General features: G+C 67.0%; 15 protein-coding genes. 4 read left to right on the forward strand and 11 right to left on the reverse strand.

Going from position 1 to position 16,765, the window contains the following annotated elements; translation table 11 throughout:
- Positions 1-6: 6 nt before the first annotated feature.
- From IEY55_RS00555 to IEY55_RS00565, 3 genes are all read right to left on the reverse strand, one after another.
- A complete protein-coding gene (locus IEY55_RS00555) occupies positions 7-1,368 on the reverse strand; it encodes a nitrate/nitrite transporter (RefSeq protein ID WP_189052805.1) in 1,362 nt (453 codons plus the stop codon).
- Between the two features lie 49 nt (positions 1,369-1,417).
- Positions 1,418-3,010, reverse strand: coding sequence for a class I adenylate-forming enzyme family protein (locus IEY55_RS00560; RefSeq protein ID WP_189052806.1), 1,593 nt, complete (start codon positions 3,008-3,010; stop codon positions 1,418-1,420).
- Between the two features lie 78 nt (positions 3,011-3,088).
- Complete coding sequence (locus tag IEY55_RS00565; protein WP_189052807.1) at positions 3,089-3,631, reverse strand: SRPBCC family protein; 543 nt, start codon at positions 3,629-3,631, stop codon at positions 3,089-3,091.
- 160 nt (positions 3,632-3,791) lie between these two features.
- Between IEY55_RS00565 and IEY55_RS00570 the strand changes: the two genes are divergently transcribed.
- Both IEY55_RS00570 and IEY55_RS00575 read left to right on the forward strand, forming a co-directional pair.
- On the forward strand, positions 3,792-4,784 hold the full coding sequence (locus tag IEY55_RS00570) for an NADPH:quinone reductase (RefSeq protein ID WP_229685808.1): 993 nt from the start codon (positions 3,792-3,794) through the stop codon (positions 4,782-4,784).
- A 179-nt stretch (positions 4,785-4,963) separates the two neighbouring features.
- On the forward strand, positions 4,964-5,635 hold the full coding sequence (locus IEY55_RS00575; RefSeq protein ID WP_189052808.1) for a DJ-1/PfpI family protein: 672 nt from the start codon (positions 4,964-4,966) through the stop codon (positions 5,633-5,635).
- On the opposite strand, the gene IEY55_RS00580 is transcribed toward IEY55_RS00575, so the two are convergent.
- The 7 genes from IEY55_RS00580 to IEY55_RS00610 form a co-directional block, all read right to left on the reverse strand.
- On the reverse strand, positions 5,559-6,260 hold the full coding sequence (locus IEY55_RS00580) for a peptidase dimerization domain-containing protein (protein WP_189052809.1): 702 nt from the start codon (positions 6,258-6,260) through the stop codon (positions 5,559-5,561). The genes IEY55_RS00575 and IEY55_RS00580 overlap by 77 nt on opposite strands.
- A 317-nt stretch (positions 6,261-6,577) precedes the next feature.
- Complete coding sequence (locus IEY55_RS00585) at positions 6,578-8,287, reverse strand: glycerol-3-phosphate dehydrogenase/oxidase (protein WP_189052810.1); 1,710 nt, start codon at positions 8,285-8,287, stop codon at positions 6,578-6,580.
- Between the two features lie 94 nt (positions 8,288-8,381).
- On the reverse strand, positions 8,382-9,830 hold the full coding sequence (locus IEY55_RS00590; RefSeq protein ID WP_189052811.1) for an FGGY-family carbohydrate kinase: 1,449 nt from the start codon (positions 9,828-9,830) through the stop codon (positions 8,382-8,384).
- Between the two features lie 132 nt (positions 9,831-9,962).
- Positions 9,963-10,454: an RpiB/LacA/LacB family sugar-phosphate isomerase gene (locus tag IEY55_RS00595; RefSeq protein ID WP_189052812.1), complete on the reverse strand. Its 492-nt coding sequence runs from the start codon at positions 10,452-10,454 to the stop codon at positions 9,963-9,965.
- Positions 10,451-12,205, reverse strand: coding sequence for a dihydroxyacetone kinase family protein (locus IEY55_RS00600; RefSeq protein ID WP_189052813.1), 1,755 nt, complete (start codon positions 12,203-12,205; stop codon positions 10,451-10,453). Before IEY55_RS00600 ends, IEY55_RS00595 begins: the two co-directional genes overlap by 4 nt.
- A complete protein-coding gene (locus IEY55_RS00605; RefSeq protein ID WP_189052814.1) occupies positions 12,202-12,888 on the reverse strand; it encodes an HAD family hydrolase in 687 nt (228 codons plus the stop codon). The genes IEY55_RS00600 and IEY55_RS00605 overlap by 4 nt, the downstream gene beginning before the upstream one ends.
- Positions 12,885-13,673, reverse strand: coding sequence for a DeoR/GlpR family DNA-binding transcription regulator (locus IEY55_RS00610; RefSeq protein ID WP_229685810.1), 789 nt, complete (start codon positions 13,671-13,673; stop codon positions 12,885-12,887). Before IEY55_RS00610 ends, IEY55_RS00605 begins: the two co-directional genes overlap by 4 nt.
- 654 nt (positions 13,674-14,327) lie before the next feature.
- On the opposite strand from IEY55_RS00610, the gene IEY55_RS00615 reads away from it, so the two are divergent.
- The gene (locus tag IEY55_RS00615; protein ID WP_189052816.1) at positions 14,328-15,116 is read left to right on the forward strand and encodes an SDR family NAD(P)-dependent oxidoreductase; all 789 of its coding nucleotides are present in this window, start codon (positions 14,328-14,330) and stop codon (positions 15,114-15,116) included.
- Positions 15,117-15,218: 102 nt separating this feature from the next.
- Here IEY55_RS00615 and IEY55_RS00620 read toward each other — a convergent pair whose 3' ends face one another.
- On the reverse strand, positions 15,219-15,611 hold the full coding sequence (locus IEY55_RS00620; RefSeq protein WP_189052817.1) for a type III secretion system chaperone family protein: 393 nt from the start codon (positions 15,609-15,611) through the stop codon (positions 15,219-15,221).
- Between the two features lie 903 nt (positions 15,612-16,514).
- Here IEY55_RS00620 and IEY55_RS00625 point away from each other — a divergent pair.
- Positions 16,515-16,718 (forward strand): cold-shock protein, encoded by a 204-nt coding sequence (locus IEY55_RS00625; protein ID WP_229685812.1) that lies wholly within the window; start codon positions 16,515-16,517, stop codon positions 16,716-16,718.
- Positions 16,719-16,765 lie beyond the last annotated feature (47 nt).

Genomic DNA, 16,765 nt, shown 5'->3' on the forward strand with positions numbered 1-16,765 from the left:
CGTGAGTCAGACACGGGTGGCCTCCTTGACAGATGCGTCGGCAAGACTGCCCCGCAGGTATACCCACCACGTGACCACCATGCACAAGGCGTAGAACCCGAGGAAAGCGAGGAAGGCCGGCTCTCCCGTGCCGAGGCTGCCGTAAGCGGCGCGGAACGCGAGGTTGATGGCCACGCCGCCGAGAGCGCCGACGGCACCAGCAATCCCGATCACGGCCCCGGAAAGTGAGCGTGCCCGGGCGAATTCTTCCACAGCGTCGCGACCGGAGGTGACAGACTTCTCCGCTGTCGCGGCGAACACCGCCGGGATCAACTTGTAGGTCGAGCCGTTTCCGATGCCGGTAAGTACGAAGAGCGCCGTGAAACCGATGACGAAAAGCGAAAAGGAATTCTGGTCCGACGCCGCGATCAGCACCGCCGTTCCCAGGGTCATGCCGAGGAAGCTGGACAGTGTGACGCGTGCGCCGCCCCATCGGTCGGACAACCATCCTCCCACTGGTCGGAACACTGAACCGAGCAGTGGACCGAGGAAGGTGTAGGTCGCCGCTCGCAGCGGGCTGGCACCAAACTGGTTCTGCAGTACCAGACCGAAGGCGAAGCTGTAGCCGATGAACGAGCCGAACGTGCCGACGTAGAGGAAGGAGATCCACCACGTGTGCTGGTTCACGGCCGCGCGGCGCAAGGTTCCCGGAACGGGACGAACACCGGAAACGTTGTCCATCTTCAGCGCGGCCAGCAACGTGGCGAGTGCGATCAGCGGCAGGTAGACCGCCGCGACATACGACGGATGAGTGTCACCGACGGTAACGATCACCAGTAGACCGAGAAGCTGGACTACGGCCACACCGAGGTTCCCACCGCCGGCATTCACTCCCAGCGCCCAACCCTGGTGCCGTTGGGGGAAGAGCAGCGTGATGTTCGTCATCGACGAGGCGAAGTTGCCACCACCGACGCCGGCCGTGGCCCCGATGAGCATGAACACCCATAGCGGTGTACCGGGTTGCTGGACGAAGTACAGCGCCAGCAGCGTGGGCACCAGCAGGACCGCCGAGGCGAAGACGCTCCAGTTCCGGCCGCCAAAGCGGGTTACCGCGTAGCTGTACGGAAGTCGCAGCGCCGCACCCACCAACGTAGGCGTGACCACGAGCAGGAACTTCTCGCTCGGGGTGAAGTTGAAGCCGATCGCCGGTGACATGAACAACACCAAGACCGACCACATTGTCCAGATCGAGAATCCGATGTGTTCGGAGAACACCGACACGGCCAGGTTGCGCAGCGCGACGCGCCGGCCGCCCGCCGCCCAGAAGTCCTCGTCATCGGGGTTGAAATTCCTGATCCAGCGGCCGGGTGCGGACAGGGTCGTGGTCATCTCTGCTCGGCTCTTTCTGCCTGAACTCCGTCCTGGCAACGAAAGGTGGTCAGGAGGACTGAACCCGCTCGGGGCCACCGCCGCCCCCGCCCGCTGCCAACAACCTGGCCAGTTCGAGCCGCTTGATCTTGGTGGTGGCGGTCTGTGGCAGGTCCTCGAGCCGCCACTGGACCGGCTCCGCCATCACCGGGAGTCCAGCGACCGCCGACTTCCATGCGATCCGGTCGAGCGGCTTGTCGGCGCGAGTGCACACCACGGGTACGGGAACACCGTCGCCGTTCGGGACGATGATGACCTCGACGAGATCGTCCATCCTGGCGAACAGCGTGTCCTCGACTGCCAAGGTGCTTTCAATGCCGGGAATCTGGTCGACCTCACGATCAAGCAGGTGCAGACAGCCCCACTTCGTGCGATAGCCCACATCCCCCATGCGCCACCAGCCATCGTTGACCTGCTTCTGCCAGCGCTCGTGCTCACCCAGGTACGTCACGATGCGCCCGTCGCTGCGAACCTCGATGTATCCGGGCGACGACGGCGACGACGGCTTACCATCACGGCTGACCACGCGTACACCAGTCATGCCCGGGAAGGGGAATCCCACGCAACGACCATCGGCATCCGCGCCGCGCTTTCGGTGGTAGGTGCGGCCGGCGATCGGTCCCACCTCGCTCTGACCGTACATCTGGACGAACCACGGGTTCCGTCGGCGGGAGGCGCCCAGCAGGCGGTGCACGGTCCGCGGGTGGATGGCGTCGAACGTGCTGCTGAAGTACTTGACGTTCGCCAGCGGCTGACCCGGGTCGTCGACCAGCTCCTCCCAGCGCATGAACGAGTTGGGGTGCGCCTCGATCAGGCCGGGCGGCGCCTGCCGGAACACCTCGGAGACACTGGCCGGGTCGTCCTCGGCGAGGATCACGAGCGGATGTCCTTGCAGCAGCCCGATCGGCATCGCGGTGAACATCCGGGAGTGCACGAACGAGACGTGGATCGCGAGGGGCTCACGGCGACGGACGAGCCTTGCCACCGACGCCTGCGGGCGATAGCGTGCCTGGAAGGTCCGTCCAGTGTGGACCGCCAGCTTCGGAGTGCCCGTCGTCCCGGAGGTGTGCGTGATCAACGTGGGGTGGCTCGGATCCATGGTCACGGTGGGGACCCGTCGTACCCCGGCGAGGGACTCGAGCGGGGTCGCGCCCTCGCAGCTCCCGGAGGTGAGGAGTACCTGCCTGGAGAGCTCGAAGACCTTCGTCGGGAGGTCGTTGTCGAGCTTGGCTTGGTCGGTCACGAGGTGGGGCTCGTCCAGCCGGTGGAGCAGTTCGGCAACGGTCGCGCCGTCGAGCTTGGGCGACAGCAGGGCCGGTACGGCGCCGATGCGCACCACCGCGCACGCGAGGAGCGTGATGTCGAAGCCGTTGGACTTGTGGACGACGACGTATTCGCCTGGCCGGACCCCCGTGGCCCACAGCCGGGAGGCGAAGTCGTCGACGAGGTCGGCGATTTCCACCACGGTGGCGCGTCGGTCCAGGTGGGGCGCGATGTCGAGGTCGTGGTCGAAGATCAGTGCGTTGGCCGGGTACCGGGCCGCCGCCCGCTCGAAGAGAGTTCCCAGCCGAATTCCGCGGTTCCCGATTCGTTGTAGAAACATTGTCCCCTCGTCCCTGGTTACGGGCGGCGCGGGCGGCCCGCGCCAGCGGCATGGCTCGTGCGCAGCAGGCGAGCCGGGTCACTGCCTCTCGATGACGTCCTTCAGGCGCTTCAACGTGTCCTGGAGGTCCCGCTCGAGCTTGGTGGTCCACTCGACGACAAACCGTTTCCGTGCCGGCTCGTCCAGGTCGGCGACGATCTTGTGGATGCCCACGGTGGCCGTGCCCATCCGGAAGTGATGGGTGAGGACGCAGCCCTCGTCGGCCGGCTCGATGTCGAAGCCCCAGATGCTTTCCTGGTCCGCGCCCGCGTGGGAGAGCATCATCCAGCGGAAGGTGCGACCGGGCTCGGCGGCGACGACCCGCGACTCGGTGTACCAGGTTCCGCGCACCAGCGGAGCCCACGCCACCACCTCCTCGCTGCGAAGGTTCTCGCCGCGGAAGACCGCCCCAACCGTTGCCGGCTCGCCGGAGACCCATTCGCCGCCCTGGCACTCCGGGCTCCACTCACCGCTGCGGGGCAGGTCGCTGACAACGGTGTAAACCTGTTCCGGGGTGGCCGAGACCTGCACATCTGACCGGAGCTCGAATAGCGGACTGTTGTCGATAACGGATGCGCCCATGCCACAAAGCCTGCTGGCCACGTGTGGGTGCCGGTCAATGAGGAGCGCAGAGATCCGTCAGGTTCGGCGGGCGACGATCGGTCGGCGAAGGGCGTGTGCCGACGAATCTGACAAACAATCGCTGAATCGGAGCTGGCGGTACCGTTGGTAGGAAGAATGCATGACCATGCGCGCCGCCTACATCGAAGAGCTGGGTCCGCCGGAGATCATCCGTTACGGCGAGCTGGCCGCTCCCCGCCCGGGACCGACGGACGTGCTGGTCGACGTCGAGGTGGCCACCGTCAACCACGTGGACACCTTCGTGCGGTCGGGCGCCTGGCGCACCCCGATCGAGTTTCCGTTCGTGATCGGCCGCGACCTGGTCGGAACTGTCGCCACGGCCGGCCCGGGGGCACCGGCCTTCCGGGTGGGGGATCGGGTGTGGTGCAACAGCCTTGGCCACGCCGGCCGGCAAGGTGCAGCGGCCGAGCAGGCCGTGGTGCCTGCTGGCCGGCTGTACCACCTGCCGCCGGGAGTAAGCGCGGCAGACGCGGTTGCCGTAGCCCACCCCGCCGCGACCGCGTACCTTGGTCTCTTCACCCATGGACGGGTTCGCGCTGGGGACACCGTCCTGGTTGCCGGCGGGGCGGGAAACGTCGGCAGTGCCATGATTGTCATGGCCGCTCACGCGGGCGCCAGGGTGATCGCCACCGCGAGGCCCCACCACGCGGAATACTGCCGTTCCCTGGGCGCTTCTGACGTCCTCGATTACCGGGATCCCGCGCTCACACGGCACATTCGTGACGCACGCCCACAGGGGATCGACGTCTACCTCGACACTTCCGGTCACAACGACCTCACCACTGCTGTGGACGTTCTCGCCAAGCGGGGTCGGGTCGTCGTGCTGGCCGGTCTGCAGACCCGTCCGGTCCTTCCGGTGGGACCGCTCTACCTGAAGGACTGCTCGATCGTCGGCTTCGCCATCTCCCAGGCGACGACCAGCGAGCTCGCGGAAGCAGCGCGAACCATCAACGCGCTGCTCGCCGACAAGCAACTACGCCCCCGCGCCACCGACACACTGCCACTGAGCGCCGCCGCTGAAGCCCACCGCCGCCAGGAATCAGGTGAGCTGCATGGCAGGCGAATCGTCCTTCAGGTGGCCTTTCGAACGTGAACGTCGAAGTACGTTGCCATTGGTGTTGGGTGGGAAGGAAACTCGTGGCTACATACGGGTGATCACCGATGTCCGTTCTCGATACTGCTGGTACCGTGGGGAGACCCGCCGCGGAGGGCAGACTCCGGAAATCCTCTTCACCGAATTCCGGGCGCTGGACTCTCGAGATTGAGGTCTCCATGCTTGTCGTGATTCCACTCTTCCCCGACTTCACCGCGCTCGACGCCGTTGGGCCGTACGAGGTGTTCCGGCTCCTGCCTGGTACCGAGGTCGTCCTCGTCGCCGCGTGCCCGGGTGCTGTCCGTGCCGACAGCCGAAAACTGGCGCTCACCGCCGACCGGGCGTTCGACGAGATCGACTCCTGCGATGTTCTGGTGGTGCCGGGCGGCCCCGGATCGCGCAAACCTCCCGACGCGCTCGTGCGCTGGCTGCAGAAGGTTCACCCGACGACCCGGTGGACGACGTCGGTCTGCACCGGTGCATTGATCCTTGGCAAGGCCGGAATCCTGCGCGGAGGTATGACGGCCACGACACACTGGGCTGCGGCCGACCTGCTACGTGCGTTCGGTGTGGAGTACTCCACGGAACGTGTTGTCTTCCAGGACAAGCACAGGGTCGCTACGGGGGCGGGCGTCACGTCGGGTATCGACTTCGCCCTCACCCTGGCGGCACGGCTCGCGGATGAGGAGACCGCCCAGGCCATCCAGCTCGTGCTCCAGTACGACCCGCAGCCCCCGTTCGACGCGGGCGACCCGGGCAGGGCCACTCCGGCGGTCAGGGAGCGTGCGCTCGACATACTTCACCACTTGGTGCCAGCTGTGGGCCTGACCGGGCCCACCTCCGGGGCGTGAACGAGAAAGGAGGCTGTTCACAGCCCCACAACACGATGTCGGCGTTCGGGTTGACCTTGTGGAAGGCGTGTACCAGGGGGATCGACCCGCCCTGCCCGGTTTGCTCCACCTTGTTCGCCTGGTACGCCTCGGCCATCGCTGCCCTGGCGAGACTGTGGTAGGCGCTCGTCGAGGTCGCCAGGAGACCGGCCCCGCCGTCGAGGAAGGTGACCCGTGGCTCGATGCCCCAGGGCTTGACACTGTCAAAGTGCCGTTGAAGTGCCGCTCGCGCCTGCTTCGGCTCCTGCGACGGCGCCAGGCGGACGCTGATACGCGCGGTTGCCTTCGGGGGGAGCACGTTGCTCGCTCCCGACCGCGTGTTGACACCATCAAGGCCGATGACGTTGAGTGCGGGCCGCCCGTACCGCCGTTCCGCGAGCGGTCCAGTGCCGGCGAGCGGCACACCGGGACGTACTCCGGCGTCATGGGCAAACTGGGTGGTGTCCACAGGTGCCCAGGGAAAGTCGTCGTGGGTCAGGCCCGGAACGATGACGTGGCCCTCGTCGTCGTGCAGCGTGGCGAGACCGGAGACGACGTTGTGGCTGCCCGGGCAATCGGCGCTGTGTCGGCACGCCGCGCGCACCACGGACGCCGGACTCTGCTTGCTGGGATCGGTGGTCCTTCAATCGGGGGCCCGACTCTAACCAAGAGAGCGCTGCTCGGGCCAGACAGCGACCACGACGTTGCGGCTATATCTGTTGGCGTTTGAGAGCCAGTCGCTGCCGGTGGCGCAGCCAACGATCCGGTCTCCTGTGGTACGGCCGGTTTCCAGGGATCTTCTCCATGTATGTGGACAATCCGGACCCGGTGGGCCGACCGGCGGCATTTTCTACGGCTTCTGGCTGCCGAGGGTCGATGTTGATTTCGCGAGTGCTTCGGCCGGTTCGCCCCACTCGCGAGTTCCTACAGGTGTTTTCTGGTTGTCTCGAGTCGTGTGGCGTGGCGGGCCGTGACGGCGTCGGCGTCGGTGCGGGCCACGGCCGCACGGCGGTCGGCTTCCCTCTCGACCCGGAACCGCTCGACCTCCTCCTTGCGGCGGACGTCGTCCCAACCGAGCGCGTCGGCAACCACGGCTGCGGCGTGCGGGGCTGCGGCAACACCGTGATCCGGTGTCTCCATGAAGATGTGGGTTCTACGCACCAGGACGTCATCGAGGTGAAGCGCGCCTTCGTGGGCGGCGGCATAGTGAAGCTCAGCGGCCAGGTAACCGGGCGCCCCGATGACAGGCTGGCCAAGCGACGGTTGGTCCGCGATGAGGTCGAGAATCTCCAGGGTCAGCGCGCCGTAACGACCAAGCAGGTGGTCGATCCAGCGCTCGTCGAGACCTGACTCGGTGGCGAGAGAGACGCGTTGGTTGTGTAGCGCGCTGTAGCCGACAGCGCCGAGGACGGGTAACCGCTCTGTGGCTGATGCGGGTACCTCGCGTCCGAGCTGGCGGGTCGCGGCGTCAACCGCATCGCGCGCCATGATGCGGTAGGTCGTGTACTTGCCGCCAACTACCGTGACCATCCCATGGGGTCCCTCGACGACCGAATGATCCCGAGACAACGCAGCCGTCGTGTTGCCTCGCCCGCTCACCAAAGGTCGGAGTCCGGCGTACACGCCAACGATGTCGTCATAGCCGAGTGGGGTCCGCAGCCAGCGATTTGCGTGACCGAGCAGGTAGTCGACGTCCGCCTTTGTCGCCGCGGGGTCGTCACGCTCGTGGTCCCACTGCGTGTCGGTCGTTCCCATCAGCCAATAGTCGAACCAGCGGCGGACAATGAACACACTGTCGTGCGTCTTCGCGATAAGGCCGGTCCGCGAGTCGATCCGGTCCTTGGGAACGACCAGATGGATGCCCTTGGCGGCGGTGACCGAGATCGTCCGGTCACCGGCAAGCGCCTGCACGTCCTCGGCCCAAACCCCGGTCGCGTTCGCGACGACCCGGGCGCGCACGGTCACCTCATCTTCGCTCTCCAGGTCGTGAACACGCACCCCGGATACCCGGCCACCTTCACGCAACACTCCGACGACACGGGCTCGGGTAATGATCTCGGCACCGAGCTGAGCGGCTGTTCGGGCGACGGTCATGGTGTGGCGAGCATCGTCCACGCGCACGTCGTAGTACTGCACACCGCCGGTGATCTGCTCGGGGCGTAGTGCAGGCATCTCCCGCAGCACACGTGATCGCGTCAGGTGCCGATGCCCCTTGACGCTGCGGGTACCCGTCAACCGGAGCAGGTCGTAGAGCAGTACCCCGGAACCAACGTAGGGCCGCTCCCAGCGACGCGTGAACGGGAACAGGAAGAGCTCCGGCGAGACGAGATGCGGACAAAGCCGGTCGACCATCAGGTCGCGCTCCTTGAGTGCCTCCCGAACCAGCGAGAAGTTGAGCTGTTCCAGGTACCGAAGGCCACCATGGAACACCTTGCCGGATCGGGAGGACGTGCCCACGGCGAGGTCACCGGCCTCGAGCAGCGCCACAGACAGGCCACGGGAAACCGCGTCAAGAGCAGTACCCACGCCGGTGATCCCGCCACCGACGACGACAATGTCGAAGGTGCGTTCTCCCATTCGGCGCAGCGCTTCACCGCGACGCTGAGGGTTGAGGCTGGAGCGGTCGGTGCTCATTGATTTTCCTCGACTTTTCTAGCAAGTAGAGCCGAAGTCCTGATCTTGGAGAATTACGTAGTCTGGTTGTTCCGCAACGTGTGGTTCACAGCGCTCATGACGCCTCCTTCCACACTGCCCGTGTTTTCTCGATCCGTCGCCGGTAGGCGGCGTAACCCTCGCCATAGCGCACCGCACGGACGCTGTCTGGCTCGATGACGCGGGCAGGCGTGGTCCACGTGGTCGCGTCGAAGTCACGGCCCAGGGTGGAAAGGGCTGCCAGGACAGCTCCGCGGGCGCCGGTCTCGCTCCGGCGTGCCAGCCGAACCGGACGGTTGAGCACATCGGCGAAGATCTGCAGCCACGACTCACTTCGCGTGCCACCACCGCACATGACGACGTCCCCGGTCAACCCGGCAACCTCGAAGCAGTGGCGCGCCGCGTAGGCCACGGCCTCGCAGGTCGCACGCACGAGGTCCGCCTTGCTCGTCTGTACGGTGAGCCGATCGAAGCTCGCCCGCGCCCGGGGCTCGAGAAACGGCGCGCGCTCACCAGCGGGGGAGAAGTACGGGAGGCACGTGACGTCATGGGCCCCGACGGGGCTCGCCGCGAGCAGATGATCCAGGGAACCGTGGGACTCGCCCACCAGGTCCAGTACCCAGTCGATCGCTGCACAACCGACCATCGCCGGCATCGCGCGCAGCCATCGACCGGGCGTCAGCGTGGACAACGTCATGCCAGCCGGTTCGCCACTGGTGTCGAGGGTGTCGACGAGTACCTGACAGGCGAGCGTGGTGCCGACGATGAGGTGCCCCTCCCCGGGCTCGGTGACACCCGAACCCAAGGCGCAAGCGGCCAAGTCGAACGGACCCGCGCTGACGGGAGTCGCAACCCGCAACTCGAGTAGCTCTGCGGCCTCTGCATTCAGCTGCGCAACGGGAATCGGGTCGACGACCGGGGCGAGTAGGTCAGCCCGCCCGGAGAGACCGCACCAGGCCAGCACCTCCGGGTCATAGATCCGGGTGTTCGGATCGAGAAACGGCAGCGAGGCATCCGAAGCGTCTGTGGCGCGTAGCCCGGTGAGGCGTTGCATCACCATGTCTTTGCAGTAGCCCGCTGTGGCGGCGTGATCGAGCGAATGTGGCTCGTTCTCCGCCAGCCACGCCAGGATGGGCGCCGCGGAACCCGGGAACATCGCGTTTCCGTTGTGCCGGAATGTCTTCTCAATGACACCGGATTCCACCCACCGTTGCAGCACGGGAGCGGCCCGGGAATCCAACCACGAGATGGCGGGACGGACCGCATGTCCCTGTTCGTCGAGCAGCCAAACACCGTCGCCCTGGGCGGTGAGGCCCACTGCATCCGGTGTAGTGCCCGAACTGGCGACGGCAGCCCGCACCACCGCGGCCACCGAGCCCAACACCTCAACGGGATCCTGCTCGAACCAGCCTTCGCGGAGACTGTCGAGCCGGTTCGGACGCATCTCGACCGATCGGGCAGCACCCTGCTCGTCGAAGACCGCGGCCTTGGTCACCGATGTTCCGATATCGATCCCCAGGTACATGGCAGCCCTCCATGGCACAACCCGACGAAACAGGGGAAAGGCGGTTGCCGCTCACTCATCGAGCGTTCCCGCAGACCTCGATGTCAGTGCATTCCTCTGCGGAGCAGGGATTGGCACGAAGGACGCGGCCGGTCAGCCGCACACCGTCGGCCCCGTCGCGTTCCGTTGCTCGTAGGCGGTGATGACCCCCACCTTCGAGCTGGAAGGAGAGGACGGATCGAACTCGTAGCCGAGCCACTCGGTCACCAGCCGGCGCGCCAGCTCGAGCCCTACAACCCGCTGTCCCAGCGCGATGATCTGGCAGTTGTTCGACAGCACCGAGCGTTCGCACGAATAGCCGTCGTGCACGGTCGTGGCACGTACGCCAGGGACCTTGTTCGCGCTGATGGCCATGCCGATACCCGTGCCGCACACCAGGACAGCGCGATCCACCTGGTCACTCGCGACCGCTTCCGCGACCGCCAGACCGACCTCGGCGTAGGGCGTGACCTCACCGTTGCTGACGCCGAAGTCCTCGACGACCTCGACGCGTGGATCCTGCTGGAGATCCCGAACGATGGCGTTCTTGTACTCGTATCCGGCTTCGTCCGAACCCACGGCGATTCGCCATCGCTTCGTTGTCACGACTGCTCACCTCCACCACAGTGCGCCTCGAGCACCTCGGCGGTCGCCCGGGCGCACAGCGCCAGCGACACCGCACCGGGGTCAGGCGTACCCACGCTCTTCTCACCAAGGGGTCGTGCACGGCCGATCCGGCACACCAGGTCCCGGGTACGGTCGGCGGCATCGGTCGCGGCATCCGCAGCGCACCGCCACGCGTATGCGAGCGAAGCATCGGCCGCCACGCACAGATTGAGCATTTCGACGAACGGTATAAGCGAGTCGAGAAGCGTCTTGTCGCCGACCTGAGCACCGCCCAGCTCGCAGACGGTTGCAGCACCTTCACGTAGTGCCGACGCAACAACGTGCGCGCTCGGAGCTGTTTCGTCGCCGAGAACATAGCCGACTGTCTGCAACAACGCGCCCCACAACGCGCCGGAGGAGCCGCCACCGTTGTCTGCCCAGGACGCTCCCGCGGCGCGTAGCGTGCTGCCGGCGCCCAGGCTGGGGTCCTGAGCCGCCTCGTACGCCGCACGTAGCCCACGCACCATGCCGCGCCCGTGGTCACCATCACCGGCAACCGAGTCGATGTCGCCGAGGAGCCGCTCGTTGTCACTGATCGTGGCGAGCATCGACTCCAGGCATCCGCGCACGATGAGCGCGGCACGCCGGGATTCCTCGCTCGCCGTTGGCTCGTCGGCCGGCGCCGTTGCCTGCCCCGAAACGGTCTCCACGAGATTGTTCGGGCTGACCGCAGTGGACCCGCTCGGGGCGACGGCACCGCGCCGGAACGCCGGAGTGTCGGCAGGTGCCTCCCACAGTTCCGCCAGTTCGTCGTCCAGCCAGCACAGGGTCAACGAGCAGCCGGCCATGTCCAGACTGGTCACCAGTTCCCCGACCTCGGGAGAGACCACCCGGACACCGGCGCTGGTCAGCCACGGGAGCACATCCTTCCAGAGCACGAAGAGTTCCTCGTACTTCGTCGCCCCGAGCCCGTTGAGGATCACGGCGGCGCGACCATCCGCCTGCTCGGGCCGCTCCTCCAGGATGGCGTCGACGAGTAGCTGGGCCAGCTCGGCGGCGCTGATCCGGGTGATCGTGCGTACCCCGGGCTCGCCGTGGATCCCGAGCCCCAGCTCGATCTCACCGGGATCGATGGTGAACAGCGGCTCGTCGCGGCCGGGGAAGGTACACCCGGCGAAGGCCACGCCCAGGCTGCGGGTCATCGCGTTGGCCCTGCGCGCGAGCCGTTCCACCTCGTCGATGGGAAGTCCCTGCTCCGCCGCCGCACCCGCGATCTTGAAGACGCAGAAGTCACCGGCAACACCTCGACGACGGCCTACCTCGCCCGCTGGTGCCGAGGCGATGTCATCGGTCACCACCACGGTGCGACAGTCGGTGCCCTCACTGCGCAGGCGGCGTTCGGCAAGGCCGAAGTTCATGACGTCGCCGTTGTAGTTGCCATAGCTGAACAACACTCCCGCGCCATTATCGAGGGCCTTACCAACCAGGTACGCCTGCTCGCTGGAGGGTGAGGTGAAGATGTCACCGATGACTGCGCCGTCGGCAAGGCCCGGACCGACGAGACCGCAGAAAGCTGGGTAGTGCCCCGATCCGCCACCCACGATGACGCTGACCTTGCCGGGGCGGGGTCTGCTGGTCCGCACGACCCCGGATGCACCGGGAACCCGCTGGACGTACCGGCCGTACGCGGCAACGAAGCCGTCGACCATGTCGTCTTTGAACGTGGTCGGGTCGTTGTAGAGCCGGGTCATCGTCTGGTCTCCTTCGCCAGGCGGTCGAGTACGTAGTCGAGTGCGTCGTGGTGGTCGGCGGCGACGTGGTCGGCAAGCTCGAGCGCTTCTTGCGCGGGGGGATAGGTCGGGTTGGGGATGGCGACGACGGACAGGCCGGCGGCGTGGGCCGCACGGATCCCGTTGCCGGAGTCCTCGACTGCAATGCCGGTGCCTGCCGCTATGCCGATGCGACGCGCGGCTTCCTGGTACACGTCCGGGTTTGGCTTGCCTCGCCGGACCTCCTCGCTCGACACCGTGGCGCTGAACCGGTCCTCGATCTGGTGCAGGCTCAGCACGGTGTCGATGACGGATCGGGCCGCAGACGAAGCGAGAGCAATCTGCACCTGTTCCGCAACTTTGACAATGAGGTCGCGTGCCCCGTTCAGCAGCGGTCCCTGGCCGTTACGTATCGCGGCAACGACGTACCCGACACACTCGTCCCGTACGGACCTTGCCTGCCCGGGACTACCCAGCCGGACGGCGATGTAGTACGCCCACTCCGGCGCGCTCATCCCTTGTACTTCCCTGGTGTCCTCGCGCGTCCACCGCACATCTCGTCGGCTGCAGCAGGCGTGCCAGCTCTGTTCCCACAGATGCTCGGTGTCGACGACGATGCCGTCGAGGTCGAAGACGACACCACTGATCGTGCTCGGCGTACTCATGGCGCGACCTCGAATCGCACGTCGTTGCGTTCCAGCTCGGCGAGGTCGGCCCCGCTGGCACCGGAGTCGACGATGACGAGATCGAACTCGGACAGCGGCACGAGCCGGTGCAGGGCGACCTTGCCGAGTTTGCTGTGGTCCATCAGCAGGTAGCGCTTCTCGGCAACCTCCAGCATCTTCCTCTTGACCGCGACGATGCGGTCCTCCTGGTGGAAGGCGTACCTGCCAGAGAGCGCTGAAGTCGACACGAACGCGGCGTCCACCCGGATCGACTCGATGCACTCCAGGCATGTCGTACCGAGGAAAGCGTCGTGGAGCGGGTCGTAGTCACCGCCCAGTGCCATCAATCCGACACCACGCAGCTCGCTCAGTTGGCGCATCGCCTCCAGGTAGAAGGTGGCCACCCGTAGCGGCGTCAGGCCGGCGAAGTGCGGGATCATCTCCGCGGTGGTGGTTCCGTCGTCGAGCAGGATGGACATTCCCGGCTCGACGTACTGGACCGCGTGCTTGGCGATCGCCTTCTTCTGTTCCCGCATGGCCTTCCGCCGGAAGGCCACGTTCGACTCGAAGACCCCCGACGGCTGGGCGGTGACGCCGCCCCGGAACTTGCGAACGACGCCTTGCCGTTCGAGCTCGTCGAGATCCCGGTGGACCGTCATGACACTGACGCCGAACATGCTCGCCAGCTCCTGCGCGGACAGGCTGCCCCGCTCGAGCACCACGTCCGCGATCTGCTGCTGCCGCTGCTCGGGGCTTCGGGCCCGGTCGCTCTGCTCCTCGGTCACGGGGACACCCGCTCCTTCTTCGTTCAGCACCAGGAAGATGTGGACGGCTGCGGGATTCAACCAGCCCACCCGCGCTGTCATCGGCCGTGCCCGGGAACGGGTGTTCCGGCACGACTCCGGCGACAGCGAAGGCCGGACCGCCCGCCGTCGACGGCCATGGCGTTCCGGAGCGCCGACCACGAGCTGAGCCGGACCAGTCCCGCTGTCGCGGCTCCCGCACCAGCCCGGCGTAACACGAGTTTGAGCTGTTCCTCACATCATGTCAAGTGTTGTTAACAGATTAACTCGTGATTTCGGGGCGGGGATCGCTGGCAGCGGCCTGGACCTGCGTCATCCCGGTGTGCTGGCTGCCGGGAGGCGCGGACCACGTGACCACGGGGTTCGGCTGTTTCATCCGTTCGAGGAGGGCTGGAAGGACCTGTTACTGCCTGCGGGCGCGTGGCTGGTTCCGGGCGGCTCCGCGGTCAGTGCCCCGCGAGCGGTCTGTTATGTACTCTGATAAGAGAACACAGATTGGCGGGATGAAGGTGGATCCGTGCCATCCGCGGCCACGTTCCCCAGGTCCGCGGCGTGGCCGGCACCACGGGCCGTACTGCTCGGGCTCGTGCCGGGCAGACCCACGGTCCTGGTCTCGAAGATCGCCAAGGAGCTCCAATGGCAGCGCAGCCAGACAGCGAGAGGTCCGTGTTCGACGTGGCCGGCAGGCGGGCACTGATCACCGGCGCGTCGCAGGGTATCGGCGCCGAGATCGCGTCCACCCTGGCGCGGGCCGGCGTCGATCTCGTGCTGAGCGATCGTGACAACGGGAAGCTCGCGACACACGCCCAAGACCTGCGAGAGAACTGCGGTGTCCGGGTCGCGACGATCGCTGCGGACCTGAGCGACCCACAGACGGTCGAGGGGCTGGCATCCGCCGCCCTCACCGCGTTCGACGGGCTCGACATCCTCGTCAACAACGCGGGGATCGCGATCCTCGAGCCGGTGCGGGACGTGCGGGCACAGAACTGGGATGCCGCGATGGCGGTGAACCTGCGGGCACCCGCTCTGCTGGCCGCGAGAGTGGGTACCGCCATGGCCGATGCCGGGCACGGCGGCAAGATCATCAACGTGGCGTCGACAGCCGCGTTGACACCGTTGGCCGAGCACTACGCGTACTGCGCCAGCAAGGCTGCGCTCCTCATGGCGACCAAGGTGCTCGCGCTGGAACTCGGTCCACGCGGGGTTCGGTCGAACGCTGTCTGCCCGACCGTCGTCATGACGGAGCTGGGGCAGAAGGTCTGGGGCGACGAGGCCAAGGCGGCGCCGATGCTGGCGCGCATCCCGGCCGGGCACTTCGCGGTGCCGTCCGACGTGGCGAACGCCGTCCTGTTCCTCGCCTCCGCCGCATCGGACATGGTCAACGGCCTGGAGCTGACGGTCGACGGCGGATACACCGCCACCTGAGCGCTGTCCCGGCCCGGGCACGACCCCCGTCGAGCACTCTCGCGAGTGTGCGTTGGCTGACGCCGGCCGCCCGGCTCCGGGCCGGCCGCGCCGAACGGCCCGTCAGTAGTCGTCGCCGCCGGAGAACTGCTCCTCCAACTCGTCGGCAGTCGCCGCCAGCAGCGCCAGTGGCTGGATGAACTCGTTGGGGTCCATGTTCTCCAGGGGAAGAGAATGACGGAGCACCACGTAGTCACCCATGATCGCGACGCCGGCCGCGACGGTGTTGTGCCCGACCTCCTCCAGCAGCGCCTTGAGGTCGACATACGCCACCTCGCCGCACGGCGACGCGATCTGCACCCACTCGTGCTGCCCGTCGAGCACCTCCCGACCCAACAGGACGGTTTGGCTCCGGTCGTCGTCGAACTCGTAGAGCAGGCGGACCTCGTCGGGCCGTTCCTCCAACACCTTGTAGGCCGAGCGCGCGAAGCCGACCAAGTCATTCCATGTGGTCACGACGTCCTCCCCGGGACAGGATCCGGCGGTGATCCCACCGGCAGCCTATCGTCGCTGGTCCAGCGCGGACAGGACCAGATCTGCCGACGTAGGGGGCCCAGCGGCCGGAGGGATGCCTCATCACTCGGCGCCTGGCCCGGTCCACCTCGGCCTGCCGGGGATGTGCGACGGGTCCGAGGGCACCGGCCGTTCTGACAGGGTGACCTTCTCCAGGGGACGAGGGGCTGGGCCGGCCGGACCGAGATCGCCGCTCCACTGCACGGGTCCATCGAAGTCGCAGGTCGGGGGCATTTGGTCGGACGCCAGGAGGGCGTCGGGCAGGGTGTGCGCTCGCTCGCCGGCTGCCCGCGTGCGAGCAGACCGCGGTCCTCGCCGGTGCAGGGCACCGGCCCGGCATGGCGGCGCTCACCGACGCGTTGGTCCTGGGCGCGGATGTGAATGCCTGCCCGGGGGCGGGGATCTCGCATGTCCTGTTCGGAACGGAACCCCTCACGGCGTGACCGGCTGACCCGGCCGCCTCATCCTTGTGGGGGTTGCACGATGGGGTACCAGCGGCTTCGGCGCGCTCGGTGAGCGCTGGCCGCCCGGGAGGACAGGAGCCGGGACGGCTGGATTGAGATCACCGATTCGCTGGACGGGATCCGCCGAAGCCACAGGTCGGGGCCAGTGGGCCGGTTGCCAGGGGGTGCCAGGAAGGGTGTGCGTTCGCTCACCGGCCGCGGGCGAGTCGGGTGCACCCGGCCTGCCGCTGTGGTTAACTGGCATTGGTCGAGGCCCCGCCTCACGGCGGGGTGGTTGTGAGCTCGTTGCTTTCCTCCAGGGTCAGCCGGAGAAGTTGCGGTCTGACACCGGCCCGGGAGCCGCGCCGCGGCTCCCGCTATCGGATCCCTGTTGAGGAGAGTATTGATGCAGGGCGTTGTTAAGTGGTTCAACTCCGAGAAGGGCTTCGGCTTCATCTCGCCGGACAACGGCGGGGCGGACGTCTTCGTCCACTACTCGGAGATCCAGTCGAGCGGCTTCCGCACGCTGGAGGAGAACCAGCGGGTCGAGTTCGAGGTCGGCCAGGGCACCAAGGGCCCGCAGGCCCAGCAGGTGCGGCCGCTCTGAACCAGCTCTGACCCGAGCTGATCGAATGGCGGGGGTGTGTGGCCCGG

It is taken from the genome of Longimycelium tulufanense, assembly GCF_014645795.1.
Taxonomy (GTDB): Bacteria; Actinomycetota; Actinomycetes; order Mycobacteriales; family Pseudonocardiaceae; genus Longimycelium; species Longimycelium tulufanense.